Raw genomic sequence first — 11,911 nt, 5'->3', positions numbered from 1 at the left:
GTCACCGGCTTACTTCAGGAAGCCCTTGGACTTCAGGTAATCGGTGGCGACCTGCTTCTGGTCCTGTCCGTCCACCGAGATCCTGGCGTTCAGACCCCGCAGCGTCTCGGCGTCGAGGCTGGCGAATACCGGGTTCAGCAGGTCGGCAATCTTCGGATTTGCCGTCAGCACCGCGGCGCGGACGGTCGGCGCCGGCTCATACACCATCTGCGCGCCCTTGGTGTCGGTCAGAACGACGAGGTCCAGCGCGGCGATGGCGCCGTCGGTGCCGTAGACCATGGCGGTGTTGACGCCGGAAGTCTGCTCCGCCGCCGCGCGGATGGTCGCGGCGGTGTCGCCGCCGGCCAGGATCAGCATCTGGTCGGGCTTCAGCGCGAAGCCGTAGGTCTGCTGGAAGGAGGGCAGGGCGGCCGGACTTTCGACGAACTCGGCGGAGGCCGCGACCTTCGCCTTGCCGCCGCCGGAGACCCACTTGGCGAAATCCTCCATCGTCTTCAACTTGTTGGCGTCGGCCACGTCGCGGCGGACGGCCAGCGCCCAGGTGTTGTTCGCGGGGGCCGGCTTCAGCCAGACGATGTTGTTCTTCTCCTGGTCCATCTGGCGGACCTTCTCATAGCCGGCGCCGGCATTCTTCCAGACCGGATCGCTGTCGACATTGAAGAAGAAGGCGCCGTTGCCGGTGTATTCGGGATAGACGTCGATTTCGCCCGACAGCAGCGCGCCGCGCACGATCTTGGTCGGGCCGAGCTGGATCTTGTTCTCCGTCGGGATGCCGTTGGCCTGCAGCATCTGCAGGATCATGGTGCCGAGCAGTCCGCTCTCCGCATCCAGCTTGGAGCCGACGCGGACCGCATCCGCCGCCTGCGCGGCCCCGGCGATCAGGCCCAGAGCCAGCGCCGCCGCGCCCATCACGGCACGGCCCCTGTTGAACAGTGTGAACACCCCTGATCCTCCCCCGGTAAGCTTTGGGGAAAGGATGGGCGACGGCAGCGCTCGCGGCAAGACGCGCTTTCCGACTGTCCAGTCCCGGATATGAGATTCAGCCTAATCCGGTGGGGAACCTTCCATCAGTCGATGCTGTTGAGCGGAAAATCGCGACAGGAGGATCTGATGTCCCAAGGCGACAAGGACAAATACACCGACAAGCAGAAGCGCAAGGCGGAGCATATCGAGGAGGGCTACGAGAAGCGCGGCGTATCCCACGATGAAGCGGAGCGGCGCGCCTGGGCCACCGTCAACAAGCAGGACGGCGGGGGGAAGAAGGGCGGGTCAGGGCGGGATGAGTGATGGGGAGTGGTTGGAGCGGGTGCCCCCTCCCTAACCCTCCCCCGCTACGCGGGAGAGGGGACTGCCGCCGCTCTTCCACTCAACTCCCTCTCCCGCGTAGCGGGGGAGGATCGGGGAGGGGGCATTCGAAGCCGACGCTCCTAAACCTGCCGACGCCCCTCACACCCCCCGATACCGCCACTCCGCCTCCAGCGCCGCGGCGTCGCGGTCGCGCAGCACGGCGACCTCCGCATGGGCGGAGGACAGTTCGCACACCGGGTCGGTCGCATCGGCACTGCCCGCCAGCGCCAACGCCTGGCAGCGGCAGCCGCCCCAATCCTCTTCCTTGTGGTCGCAGGATTGGCAGGGTTCCGGCATCCACGCGGTGCCGCGGTAGCGGGTGAAGGCCGGGCCGTCGCGCCAGATGTCGGACAGGCTGCGGTCGTGGACCGTCTCGAATTCCATGCCAGGAATGGTCTCGGCAGCGTGACAGGGCAGGACGCGGCCGCGCGGGGTGACGTTCATGAAGCGCCGGGCCCAGCCGCCCATGCAGCTTTTCGGCCGGCGGGCGTAGTAATCGGGCACGACGTAATCGACGACGATCCGCCCGGCCAGTTCCGGCAGGCGCGCGCGAACCGCGGCGTCCATCGCCAGCAGCTGGTCGCGCGACGGCATCAGCGCCGCCCGGTTGGCGAGCGCCCAGCCGTAATATTGGACGTTGGCGATCTCGATCCGCCCGGCGCCGAGATCCATCGCCAGATCGATGACGTCGTTGACCCGGTCGATGTTGTGGCGGTGCAGCACGGCATTGATGGTCAGCGCCAGTCCTTGCGCCACCACCGCGCGCGCCACCTCCAGCTTCTTGACATGACCGCCCTTGTAGCCGCCGACGCGGTCGGCACCGGCGGCCTCCGAATCCTGCAGGCTGATCTGCACATGCTGAAGCCCGGCGCGCTGCAGCCGTTCCAGCCGCGCCCGGTCGAGCAGGACGGCCGAGGTGATCAGGTTGCTGTAGAGCCCGATCTCCGTAGCGTGGGCGACCAGCTCCTCCAGGTCCTTGCGGACGCAGGGCTCGCCGCCGGAGAAATGGACCTGCAGGGCGCCGACATCGGCCGCCTCGTCCAGCACCCGCTTCCAGGTGGCGGTGTCCAACTCGGCGCTGGCGGCGTCGAGCGCCACCGGGTTGGAGCAATAGGGGCAGCGCAGCGGGCAGCGGTGCGTCAACTCCATCAGCACGGCGAAGGGCGGTGCCGGGTCGGTTTGGCTTACGGCGGCGAAGGCGGGCAGGGCGCAGCTCATTGGACGCACCTCATGTGACGACATAGCCCTTGTTGCGCAGGTCGGTCAGCATCTCCAGCACGTCGGCGGCGACCTCCGGGCGGGGGGCGTCGTATTCCGCCGTCAGCCGGTCGATGCCGGCGGCCACGTCGGCGACCTCCGCCCCGACGCAGGCGCGCACCACCGCCAATGCCATCTCGTCCAGCACCAGCAGCCGTTCGGGCGCCATCAGCATCCATTCACCGCGGCGGCGGTCGTTGCGCAGCATGACGCCGGGGGCCAGCCGCAGCCGGTCGGTTTCGCCGATATGGGGAGTGAGTGCGTTCACCGGCTGTACCGTGTCGGTTCCATGTCCTCCGGCACGAAGGCGCCGGGCGGGATCAGGTTGGGGGTGACATAGGCGTGGTGCAGGGCGTCCAGCTGGGCCCACAGCAGTTCCGTCTTGAAACGGAGCGCGCGCAGGCATTGGCGCTGTTGTTCCGCTGTATGGGCATTGGTCAGCACATAATCCAGCCCGAACTCCACATCGCGCGGCGCCTCGTCCAGCCGTTTGCGGAAGTAGGACAGGGTGCTGTCGTTGGCGAAGGCGTAGTTGCGCTCGAATCCGGCGATGCGCTCGCGGTGGATCGACGGCGCGAACAGCTCGGTCAGCGAGGACGCCACCGCCTCCAGCAGCGAATGGTCGCGGACGAAGTTGACATAGGCGTCCACCGCGAAGCGGGTGGCGGGCAGGATGCCCTCCAGCGACTTCACATAATCGCGGTCCAGCCCCAGCCCGTCGGTCAGCCGCAGCCAGCGCTCGATGCCGCCGACCTTGGTCTCGTCCAACTCGCCGGTCTGGGTCAGCCCGTCATGATCCAGCACCCGCTGCAGCCAGGCGCGGCGCAGCGCCGGGTCGTCCATGCGGGACATGATGGTCAGGTCCTTGCGCGGGATCGACACCTGGTAATAGAAGCGGTTCAGCGCCCAGGCCTGGATCTGCCCCTTCTTCAACCCGCCGCCGTGCAGCAGCTGATGGAACGGGTGGAGGTCGTGATACTGCCGCTCGCCTATGGCATAGAGGGCGGCGCGGAACTCCTCACGGGTCATCAAATCAGTCATAGGGTCAGCTCCAGCCCATCATGGGCGATGCGCCAGCCGGCCGCCTCGGCTTCCGCCCGTTCGGGCGAATCCTCCAGCAGGGCGGGGTTCGTGTTGTTGATGTGGATGTAGATCTTGCGGCCGACATTCAGCGGCGCGAAGGCGGCCATGCTGCCGGCATGCCCCGACATCGGCATGTGCCCCATGCGCGCCGCCGTCTTCACGCCGGTGCCGCTGCGGATCATCTCGTCGTCGGTCCATGTCGTGCCGTCGAACAGCACCAGCGGCGCGCCATGCAGCCGGTCGGCCAGCCAGCCCGGCATCCCGGCGCAGCCGGGGATATAGAAGAAGCCCTCGTTAGTCCCGTCGGTCGGTCGGATGCGCAGCGCCACGGTGTCCTCGGCGACGGAGCCGAAGCCGGGACCGGCCGAGGCATCCTCCAGATAGAGCGCGACCTTGCCCGGCACGGCGAAGGCCTCCACTTCCAGTCCCAGCGGGCGGCCGTCGGCCCCGGCGGGCTGGAAAGGCTCGCCCAGTGCCATCGGGCGGCGGGGGACGAACTCCGGGTTCAGCACGTTGAAGACGCTGTTTGCGGCCAGCACGCCATGGACGCGCGGCGTGGCGTAGACGGCGAAGGGATGAGATTCGCGCAGGGTCAGCAGACCCGCGACATGGTCGATGTCGGCATTGGTCAGAAGGGCCGCGGCGACCGGGTTGCCGCGCAAGCCCCCCTTCGGATGAAGCTGCGGGTTGGCGAGCAGCTGCGCGCCCAGGTCAGGCGAGGCGTTCAGCAGCAGCCAGCGCTCGCCATCGGCGGTCACCGCCAGCGACGATTGGGTGCGCGGCTTGGCCGCCGGGTCACCGGTGCGGGCACGGCGGCAGCCCTCGCAGGCGCAGTTCCACTGCGGGAAGCCCCCGCCGGCCGCCGAACCGAGGACGAGAATCTTCATCGCCACCGCCTTCACGTCTTATCTGAAAACCGTCTTGCCGCGGTTTCTTGGTTGGATGCCGGGGGAGGGGATGCCGGCATCCCGTCTCCCCGGCTCCGCATCGACCGGCTTAGAGACCGGCGCAGGCGTAGGCGTTGATCTCGGTGCCGACGGCGATCTCGGTGGTCTTCGGTTTGCGCCAGGTCTTCATTGCGTGATGCTCCTGTTTGCTGACTGTTGCCTACCAAGATGGTTGGCGAGTTGAAGAGTAGCCGTCCGGGGCGGAGGACCGCCATGCTACGATGGTGCAATCCGCCACCCCTTTCGGCGACGCCGTCCGCAAGCGCGTCAGGGTGCGGACGGGCTGCGTGCGGCGCCGGGCGGCGGGGGCGGCAGCGGATGCGCCTCCTCCGTCGGCAGCCCGGCCTCCATCCAGCCGTCGATGCCCGTCGGGTACCAATGGACCCGGGCATAGCCAAGCAACACTGCGCGCTTGGCCGCGTTCCACGACAGCCAGCAATCGGATAGGCAATAGAACAGCAGATCGCGGGTCCGGTCGCCTGCGGTCAGCCGCTCCAGCTGCGATTCGAACCAGGTCAGGGTCGCGTCGTCGGGCGCGCCCATGCCGACATTGGGCAGCCATACGCTGCCGGGAATCTGGCGGTATGGCTTGGATTGCAGCCAGGGCGCGCCGGGCAGAGTGCTGCGCTCCAGCCGCTGGACGAAGATCGGGATGATGCGGCCTTGCGACAGCAGGGTCTGTACGGCCGGCGTGTCGACCGTCTCGCCTCCGGTGATGCCGTCCGGCGTTGGGGAGCGGTAGTCGGACAGGCGGTAGCCATCGGGCTGGGGGATGCCGGCGGCGAGAGTGGGGGTGGTGAAGGCGAGTAGAAGGAGGAGGATGGTGAGTTTTGGGAAGCTGTGCCCCCTCCCTAACCCTCCCCCTCTTCGAGGGAGGGGGAACTCCGCCGCTCCCGCACTCAACTCCCTCTCCCGCAAAGCTCTCGCACAAAGCTTCGCTTTGTGCTGACGCGGCAGGCGGACCGTAGGTCCGCCGAGAGCGGGGGAGGGTCGGGGAGGGGGCAATTCGCAGTTGCCCCTCACCGCCGCTCGGCCAGCACGCGGTTGGCGATCACCACCGCCTGGGTGCGGCTGTAGACCTTCAGCTTCTGCAGGATGGCGGAGACATGCGCCTTCACCGTCGTTTCGGTGATGCTGAGGTCGAAGGCGATCTCCTTGTTCAGCTTGCCGGTGCCGAGCAATTCCAGCACCCGCAGCTGCTGCGCGGTCAGGGTTGCGATGCGTCGCGCGATCTCCGCTGTTTCGGCGTCCTCCGCCTCTTCGACGCCGTCATCGCCGGCCTGCGGCGGGACATAGAGTTCACCGTTCAGCACCTGCCGCAGGGCCGCGGCGATGGCGTCGCGCGGGGTCGATTTGGGAATGAAGCCGGCGGCGCCGCTCTCCATCGCCTCGCGAACCCAGCGCCGTTCCTCATGGGCGGACACGACGACGACCGGCGTCGCCGGAAAGCGCTGGCGCAGCGTGCGCAGCCCGCCCAGCCCGTTCATGCCCGGCATGTTGACGTCGAGAAGCACGAGGTCGAGGTCGCCGCGCTCCTCCAACGCCTGCATGACGCTGTCGAGCCGGTCCGCCTCCATCACGTCGGTGGCCTGGCAGGAATAGAGAACCGCGCTGCGCAAGGCATCGCGCACCATCGGGTGATCATCGGCAATCAGGATCCGGGTCATGGCCTGCGGTTCCCTGTGCAGCGGCGGGCGGGACGGGTTTTGGTAAAAAGTCTCTCGGTCATTGTGTCAGACCGAAATGGGAAGGCGCAACACCGCGAATGACGCGAATTGTTTTGTGCGCGAACATGCCGCACAGCCATCGGTGTTACTCCCTTCGGTCCGGGACTCTGTGTTCACTCCTCGTGCACGGTTTCCAGCCAGGAGCGGATGGCCCACAGCGCTTCCTGCCCCAGCGCCTCGCCGAAGGCCGGCATGTAGGTCACGCCGTTGCGGATGGACCCGTTGATCACGCGCTCCTTGAACCATTCCTCGCCGGCATCGCCCTTTTCCAGATAGCGCAGGTCGGGGGCAATGCCGCCGGAGACCGCGCCCAGCCCATGGCAGCGCGCGCAATTCTGGTTGAAAGCGGAAGCGCCGATCTCGATGGCGCGCTGGTTGCTGCGGTAGGGATTGCTGTCGCGCCACTTGTCGCCCAGCTTCTCCAGACCGCTGGTATCGACCGCCTGCGGCACGACATCGCCATGGGCGTGGACAAGACCGGGCATCGCCAGCGCCAGCACGCCGGCCAGGGCGGCGGCATGCAGTGCCGGACGGCGGCGGGGGAGGGGAGGCGGCATGGCCGGGCTGTGCGTCATCGGTGCGTCCTCTTCCTGCATCCTTCTTGTGGCTCCGCCGCAGTCCGATTGCTTGTTGCCCAAGGATTTGCGGGCATGCGGGACGGTTGCAGGGCCGAATTGCGGCCGAGGATAGCAATCGTTCGTTCGCTTAATTATTCGACAATGGTACAAGGCCGCGGAGCACCGCCAGGCTCACGCCCGGCTGAATCGTCCGGCGGCATCCTGGACGATGGTCGGATGACGCATGCGGCAGGGTCACGCGTTCCGGTCACGCCAGCGGCGGGAGCCGCCCGGCATTGATCGCCGCCTTCACCTTCGCCAACTGCCGCACCGCCGGATCGCCCAGCCGCAGTGCCACGCCCGTCGACAGCACGTCGATCAGCGTCAGGTGCACAAGCCGCGAGGCCATCGGCGTGTACATCTCCGTATCCTCCACCGGCCGGCTGGCGACGACCACGCTCGCCATGCTGGCCAGCGGAGACCGCGGGGCGGTGATGGCGACCACCGCCGTGCCTTGTGCCCGCGCCGCTGCCGCCAGCTCGTTGATCGCCCCGCTGCGCCCGGTGTTGGACAGCGCCAGAAGCACCCCGCCGGTCCCCATGTTGACCAGAAGCATGCGCGCCAGCACCGGGTCGGCGCAGGGCTGGGCATCGGCGCCGAAGCGCAGCAGCTTGTGCGCCGCATCCTGCGCCAACGCGCTGGACCCGCCGGTGCCGACGCACAGAACCCGCGGTGCGGCGGCCAACAGGGCGATGGCCTGCTCCAGCGCCCGTTCGTCCAGCGTGGCCGAGGCAGCCGTCAGTGCGGCGGCGCTCGATGAAAAAATTTTTCGTGCCAGCGTGCCGACGTCATCGTCGGGCGCCACGTCCTGGCTGACATAGGGCGTGCCGCTCCGCACCTCGTCGCGCAGGGCGTCGCGTGCCTGGCATTCGGCGAGACGCAGCTTGAAGTCCGGGAAGCCGGCGCAGCCGACGCTGCGGCAGAAGCGCACGACAGTCGCTTCGCTCACCTCCGCCGCCTGCGCGAGGGACGTGACGTTCAGGTCCAGCACCCGGCGCGGTTCCGCCAGCACCAGATCGGCGATCTGTCCCTCCGAGCGCTTCAACTCGCCTCGCAGCCGGCGGATCTCGTCCAGTATATCCAATGGTGCAGTGTTTGCGGCAGCGCTGTTGACCGGGGGTGGCATGGCGTAAAGTTACTTTCCTGGAAAGCCCCGCGGGGGACGGCATCCCTGCCGGAAGGCGGCGGTCATTATGAAGAATTTTTCCGCAAATGGCGAGAAATCCGGCGTTGGAACCCCATATATGAAAAAAATTTTCTTCACATGCCGCCGCCCCTGGCGTATGGTCCGTTCCGGAAATCATCGCCTCCCTCTAACGGTCGAGACGCGATCATGAGCAAGCCCGCCCCCCTGAATTCTGTCGTCGCCCGCGTGACCGAGCGCATCGCCGAGCGCAGCCGCGACCGCCGTGCGGCCTATCTGGCGCGGCTGGAAAGCGCCGGCGCGAAGCCGCGCCGCCATCGCCTGGGCTGCGCCAACCTCGCCCACGCCTTCGCCGCCTGTGGGGCGAACGACAAGGCGGCGCTACGCGGCGAGACCCAGCCGTCGATCGGCATCGTCACCGCCTATAACGACATGCTCTCCGCCCACCAGCCCTACGAGCGCTATCCCGCCATGATCCGGGAATCGGTGCGCGCGGCCGGCGGCGTGGCGCAGGTCGCCGGCGGCGTGCCCGCCATGTGCGACGGCGTCACCCAGGGCTATGAGGGGATGGAGCTGTCACTGTTCAGCCGCGACGTCATCGCGCTGGCAACCGGTGTCGGGCTGTCCCATGCCACCTTCGACGGCGTGCTGTGCCTGGGCATCTGCGACAAGATCGTCCCCGGCCTGACGATCGGCGCGCTCGCCTTCGGCCATCTGCCGACCATCTTCGTGCCCGCCGGGCCGATGCCGTCCGGCCTGTCCAATGCCGACAAGGCCAAGGCGCGCCAGCTCTATGCCCAGGGCAAGGTCGGCCGGGAGGAGTTGCTGGACGCCGAGTCCAAATCCTACCACGCGCCCGGCACCTGCACCTTCTACGGCACCGCCAACACCAACCAGATGCTGATGGAGATCATGGGCCTGCACCTGCCGGGCGCCAGCTTCGTCAATCCCAACACACCGCTGCGCGATGCGCTGACCGATGCGGCGGCCCGCCGGGTGGTGGCGATGACCGCGCCCGGCGCCGGCATCCCCATCGGCCGCATCGTCGACGAGCGCGCGCTGGTCAACGGCATCGTCGGGCTGCTGGCCACCGGCGGGTCGACCAACCACACCCTGCACATCCCGGCCATCGCCGCCGCCGCCGGCATCGAACTGAACTGGGAGGATTTCTCGGAACTGTCGGCGGTCGTCCCGCTGCTGGCCCGGGTCTACCCCAACGGCAGCGCCGACGTGAACCGCTTCCATCAGGCCGGCGGCATGCCCTTCGTGATCGGCCAGCTGATCGACGCCGGCCTTGTCCATACCGACATCTCCACCATCCTGGGCGAGGGCGGGCTGGAGCCCTACCGCAACATGCCGGACCTCGACGAGGGCGGAGCCCTGACCTGGACCCGCGCCGCCACCGACCAGAGTGGCGATCCGACGGTCGTCGCCACCACCGCGGCGCCCTTCGCGGCCGAAGGCGGTCTGCGTGTGCTGACCGGCAATCTCGGCCGTGGCGTCATCAAGACCTCGGCGGTCAAGCCCGAGCACCGTATCGTCGAGGCGCCGGCCCGCGTCTTCGACAATCAGGAGGCCGTCCAGGCCGCCTTCCGTGGCGGAGAACTCGACCGCGACGTGATCGTCGTCGTCCGTTACCAGGGGCCCGGCGCCAACGGCATGCCGGAACTGCACAAGCTGACCCCGCCGCTGGGCGTGCTGCAGGACAAGGGCTTCAAGGTCGCGCTGGTGACCGACGGCCGCATGTCCGGTGCTTCGGGCAAGGTGCCGGCGGCCATCCATGTCACGCCGGAGGTGAAGGGCGGCGGCCCGCTCGGCCGCGTTCGCGACGGCGACATCCTGCGGCTGGACGCGGAGGCCGGGACGCTCGACGCCCTGGTCGACGCGGCGGAGTGGGAGGGCCGCGGCGCCCCGCCGCCGCCGAGCGAGGATGCCTCCCACGGCTGCGGTCGCGAGCTGTTCTCCCTGTTCCGCAACAATGCCGGCCCGGCGGAGAGCGGCGCCTCGGTCCTCAGCCTACTGGGCTGATCCGGCGGAATTCCATGGACGTTCGGGCCGGCGCCGGGCCATGCCCGCCCCGGATTGTGACCGGCCCATCCCTGTGGCACCATGACGCACGGGTTGCCTGAGGCACCGTGTCACCGATGTCGAGAGGTCCGAAGATGCAACCCCGCTCCACCGTCGCCGCCCCCGCACTGCCTCCCTTCGACTACACCGTGTTCGGCGGCACCGGCGATCTGGCGCTGCGCAAGCTGCTGCCGGCGCTCTATCTGCGCGACAAGGCGGGGCAGGTGGCCGACGGAAGCCGCATCATCGGCGTTTCGCGCAGCCCGCTGAGCCCGTCCGATTACCGCGCCAAGGCGGAGCAGGCGATCCTCCAGCATGTCCACGCCGACGAACGCGACATCGCACTGATCGCGCGTTTCCTGGAGCGGCTGGATTATGTTCCGGTCGACGCCACCTCCGACGACGGCTGGCGCGATCTGGCGGAGCGGCTGGAAAACCCGCCGGCCCAGCGCGCCGGCGCGGTGCGCATCTTCTATCTCGCGACCTCGCCCGGCTTGTTCGGCCCGATCTGCGACCAACTGCGGGCCTTCGGTCTCGCCACGGCGGACTCCCGTGTCGTGCTGGAAAAGCCGATCGGCCGCGACCTCGCATCGGCGCAGGAGATCAACGATCAGGTCGGCGCCGTCTTCTCGGAACAGCAGATTTACCGCATCGACCATTATCTGGGTAAAGAGACGGTGCAGAATCTGCTGGCTCTGCGCTTCGGCAACTCGCTGTTCGAGCCGCTGTGGAACGCCAACCACATCGATCATGTCCAGATCACCGTCGCCGAGACGGTCGGCGTGGAGGAGCGCGGCGGTTACTACGACCAGTCCGGCGCCCTGCGCGACATGGTGCAGAACCACCTGCTGCAGCTCGTCTGTCTGGTCGGCATGGAGTGCCCGATCTCGCTGGCCCAGGAATCGGTGCGCGACGAGAAGCTGAAGGTGCTGCGTTCGCTCAAGCCCATCGGGGCCGACGAGATCGGCGGCTGCACTGTCCGCGGCCAGTATCGCGCCGGTGCGGTCGCCGGCGGCGCCGTGCCCGGCTATCTCGACGAACCAGGCATCCCGGCCGGCAGCGGCACCGAGACCTTCGTCGCGCTGAAGCTGGAGATCGACAACTGGCGCTGGGCCGGCGTGCCCTTCTACCTGCGCAGCGGCAAGCGCCTGCCGGCCAAGATGTCGGAGATCGTCATCCAGTTCCGGCCGATCCGCCATTCGATCTTCCCGCAGGCCGCCGGCGAGCTACAGGCCAACCGCCTGATCGTCCGGCTGCAGCCCGACGAGAGCATCCGCCTGCACCTGATGACCAAGGAGCCCGGACCGGGCGGCATGCGTCTGCGGCCGGCCGCCCTCAACCTCAGCTTCGCCCAAACCTTCGGAGGCCGCTTCCCCGATGCCTACGAACGGCTGTTGATGGACGTGGTGCGCGGCAACTCCACCCTGTTCATGCGCCGCGACGAGGTCGAGGCTGCGTGGCAGTGGGCGGAGCCGATCATCGACGGCTGGGCGGCCCGGCATGAGATGCCGAAGCCCTATATCGCCGGCACTTGGGGTCCCTCGCAGTCGATCGCCCTGATCGAGCGCGACGGTCGTACCTGGCACGACGACGAAATCCCGTCTGCCGCCTTCTGAGCGGGTCACTCAGAAAATCGTCATGGGGCTGAAAAAAGTGCTTGCGCGGTTCGGTGTGTCCCGCATATAAGACGCCTCCCGACGCGAACGACGCCGGCGCCGCCGA

At 68.1% G+C, this 11,911-nt stretch carries 13 protein-coding genes; 3 read left to right on the top strand and 10 right to left on the bottom strand.

The features are described 5' to 3' along the window. Window positions 1–9 precede the first annotated feature (9 nt). Complete coding sequence (locus tag FZ983_RS25345) at window positions 10–942, bottom strand: ABC transporter substrate-binding protein (RefSeq protein ID WP_149226637.1); 933 nt, start codon at window positions 940–942, stop codon at window positions 10–12. 168 nt (window positions 943–1,110) lie between these two features. On the opposite strand from FZ983_RS25345, the gene FZ983_RS34305 reads away from it, so the two are divergent. Further along, entirely contained in the window at window positions 1,111–1,287 is a 177-nt protein-coding gene (locus FZ983_RS34305; protein WP_188092505.1) for a hypothetical protein, read from the top strand. A 159-nt stretch (window positions 1,288–1,446) separates the two neighbouring features. Here the strand turns inward: FZ983_RS34305 and pqqE are convergent, their stop codons facing one another. The 9 genes from pqqE to FZ983_RS25300 all read right to left on the bottom strand — a co-directional run bounded on the left by pqqE (window position 1,447) and on the right by FZ983_RS25300 (window position 8,104). Beyond that, window positions 1,447–2,565, bottom strand: a complete 1,119-nt coding sequence (pqqE, locus tag FZ983_RS25340) for a pyrroloquinoline quinone biosynthesis protein PqqE (RefSeq protein WP_149226635.1) — start codon at window positions 2,563–2,565, stop codon at window positions 1,447–1,449. A gap of 10 nt (window positions 2,566–2,575) precedes the next feature. Beyond that, the gene (pqqD, locus tag FZ983_RS25335; protein WP_149226633.1) at window positions 2,576–2,872 is read right to left on the bottom strand and encodes a pyrroloquinoline quinone biosynthesis peptide chaperone PqqD; all 297 of its coding nucleotides are present in this window, start codon (window positions 2,870–2,872) and stop codon (window positions 2,576–2,578) included. Beyond that, complete coding sequence (pqqC, locus tag FZ983_RS25330; RefSeq protein ID WP_211102988.1) at window positions 2,869–3,645, bottom strand: pyrroloquinoline-quinone synthase PqqC; 777 nt, start codon at window positions 3,643–3,645, stop codon at window positions 2,869–2,871. The genes pqqD and pqqC overlap by 4 nt, the downstream gene beginning before the upstream one ends. Continuing rightward, window positions 3,642–4,574, bottom strand: coding sequence for a pyrroloquinoline quinone biosynthesis protein PqqB (gene pqqB / locus FZ983_RS25325; protein ID WP_149226631.1), 933 nt, complete (start codon window positions 4,572–4,574; stop codon window positions 3,642–3,644). The genes pqqC and pqqB overlap by 4 nt, the downstream gene beginning before the upstream one ends. A 109-nt stretch (window positions 4,575–4,683) precedes the next feature. Continuing rightward, window positions 4,684–4,764 (bottom strand): pyrroloquinoline quinone precursor peptide PqqA, encoded by an 81-nt coding sequence (gene pqqA / locus FZ983_RS25320; RefSeq protein ID WP_014249839.1) that lies wholly within the window; start codon window positions 4,762–4,764, stop codon window positions 4,684–4,686. Between the two features lie 137 nt (window positions 4,765–4,901). After that, window positions 4,902–5,537, bottom strand: coding sequence for a rhodanese-like domain-containing protein (locus FZ983_RS25315; protein ID WP_247883970.1), 636 nt, complete (start codon window positions 5,535–5,537; stop codon window positions 4,902–4,904). 116 nt (window positions 5,538–5,653) lie between these two features. Beyond that, window positions 5,654–6,301, bottom strand: coding sequence for a response regulator transcription factor (locus FZ983_RS25310; RefSeq protein WP_149226629.1), 648 nt, complete (start codon window positions 6,299–6,301; stop codon window positions 5,654–5,656). Window positions 6,302–6,474: 173 nt separating this feature from the next. Continuing rightward, entirely contained in the window at window positions 6,475–6,936 is a 462-nt protein-coding gene (pedF, locus tag FZ983_RS25305) for a cytochrome c-550 PedF (protein WP_211102987.1), read from the bottom strand. 250 nt (window positions 6,937–7,186) lie between these two features. Then, entirely contained in the window at window positions 7,187–8,104 is a 918-nt protein-coding gene (locus FZ983_RS25300) for an SIS domain-containing protein (protein WP_149226627.1), read from the bottom strand. Window positions 8,105–8,311: 207 nt separating this feature from the next. Here FZ983_RS25300 and edd point away from each other — a divergent pair, with 207 nt between their 5' ends. Continuing rightward, a complete protein-coding gene (gene edd / locus FZ983_RS25295; RefSeq protein WP_149226625.1) occupies window positions 8,312–10,150 on the top strand; it encodes a phosphogluconate dehydratase in 1,839 nt (612 codons plus the stop codon). A gap of 134 nt (window positions 10,151–10,284) precedes the next feature. Continuing rightward, window positions 10,285–11,805: a glucose-6-phosphate dehydrogenase gene (gene zwf, locus FZ983_RS25290; RefSeq protein ID WP_149226622.1), complete on the top strand. Its 1,521-nt coding sequence runs from the start codon at window positions 10,285–10,287 to the stop codon at window positions 11,803–11,805. The last annotated feature ends 106 nt before the right edge of the window (window positions 11,806–11,911 follow it).

The organism is Azospirillum sp. B21, assembly GCF_008364825.1.
In the GTDB taxonomy this organism is placed as follows: domain Bacteria; phylum Pseudomonadota; class Alphaproteobacteria; order Azospirillales; family Azospirillaceae; genus Azospirillum.
Note: the sequence above shows the minus strand (reverse complement) of the source record. Positions and strands in the feature narration are given on the sequence as shown.

Excerpts from the sequence above, each read along its gene's own strand:
- FZ983_RS25310 (WP_149226629.1), bottom strand. The coding sequence starts at position 6,301 with ATGACCCGGATCCTGATTGCCGATGATCACCCGATGGTGCGCGATGCC.
- edd (WP_149226625.1), top strand. The coding sequence starts at position 8,312 with ATGAGCAAGCCCGCCCCCCTGAATTCTGTCGTCGCCCGCGTGACCGAG.
- FZ983_RS25300 (WP_149226627.1), bottom strand. The coding sequence starts at position 8,104 with ATGCCACCCCCGGTCAACAGCGCTGCCGCAAACACTGCACCATTGGAT.
- zwf (WP_149226622.1), top strand. The coding sequence starts at position 10,285 with ATGCAACCCCGCTCCACCGTCGCCGCCCCCGCACTGCCTCCCTTCGAC.
- pqqC (WP_211102988.1), bottom strand. The coding sequence starts at position 3,645 with ATGACTGATTTGATGACCCGTGAGGAGTTCCGCGCCGCCCTCTATGCC.
- FZ983_RS34305 (WP_188092505.1), top strand. The coding sequence starts at position 1,111 with ATGTCCCAAGGCGACAAGGACAAATACACCGACAAGCAGAAGCGCAAG.
- pqqB (WP_149226631.1), bottom strand. The coding sequence starts at position 4,574 with ATGAAGATTCTCGTCCTCGGTTCGGCGGCCGGCGGGGGCTTCCCGCAG.
- pqqA (WP_014249839.1), bottom strand. The coding sequence starts at position 4,764 with ATGAAGACCTGGCGCAAACCGAAGACCACCGAGATCGCCGTCGGCACC.
- pqqE (WP_149226635.1), bottom strand. The coding sequence starts at position 2,565 with ATGAGCTGCGCCCTGCCCGCCTTCGCCGCCGTAAGCCAAACCGACCCG.
- pedF (WP_211102987.1), bottom strand. The coding sequence starts at position 6,936 with ATGACGCACAGCCCGGCCATGCCGCCTCCCCTCCCCCGCCGCCGTCCG.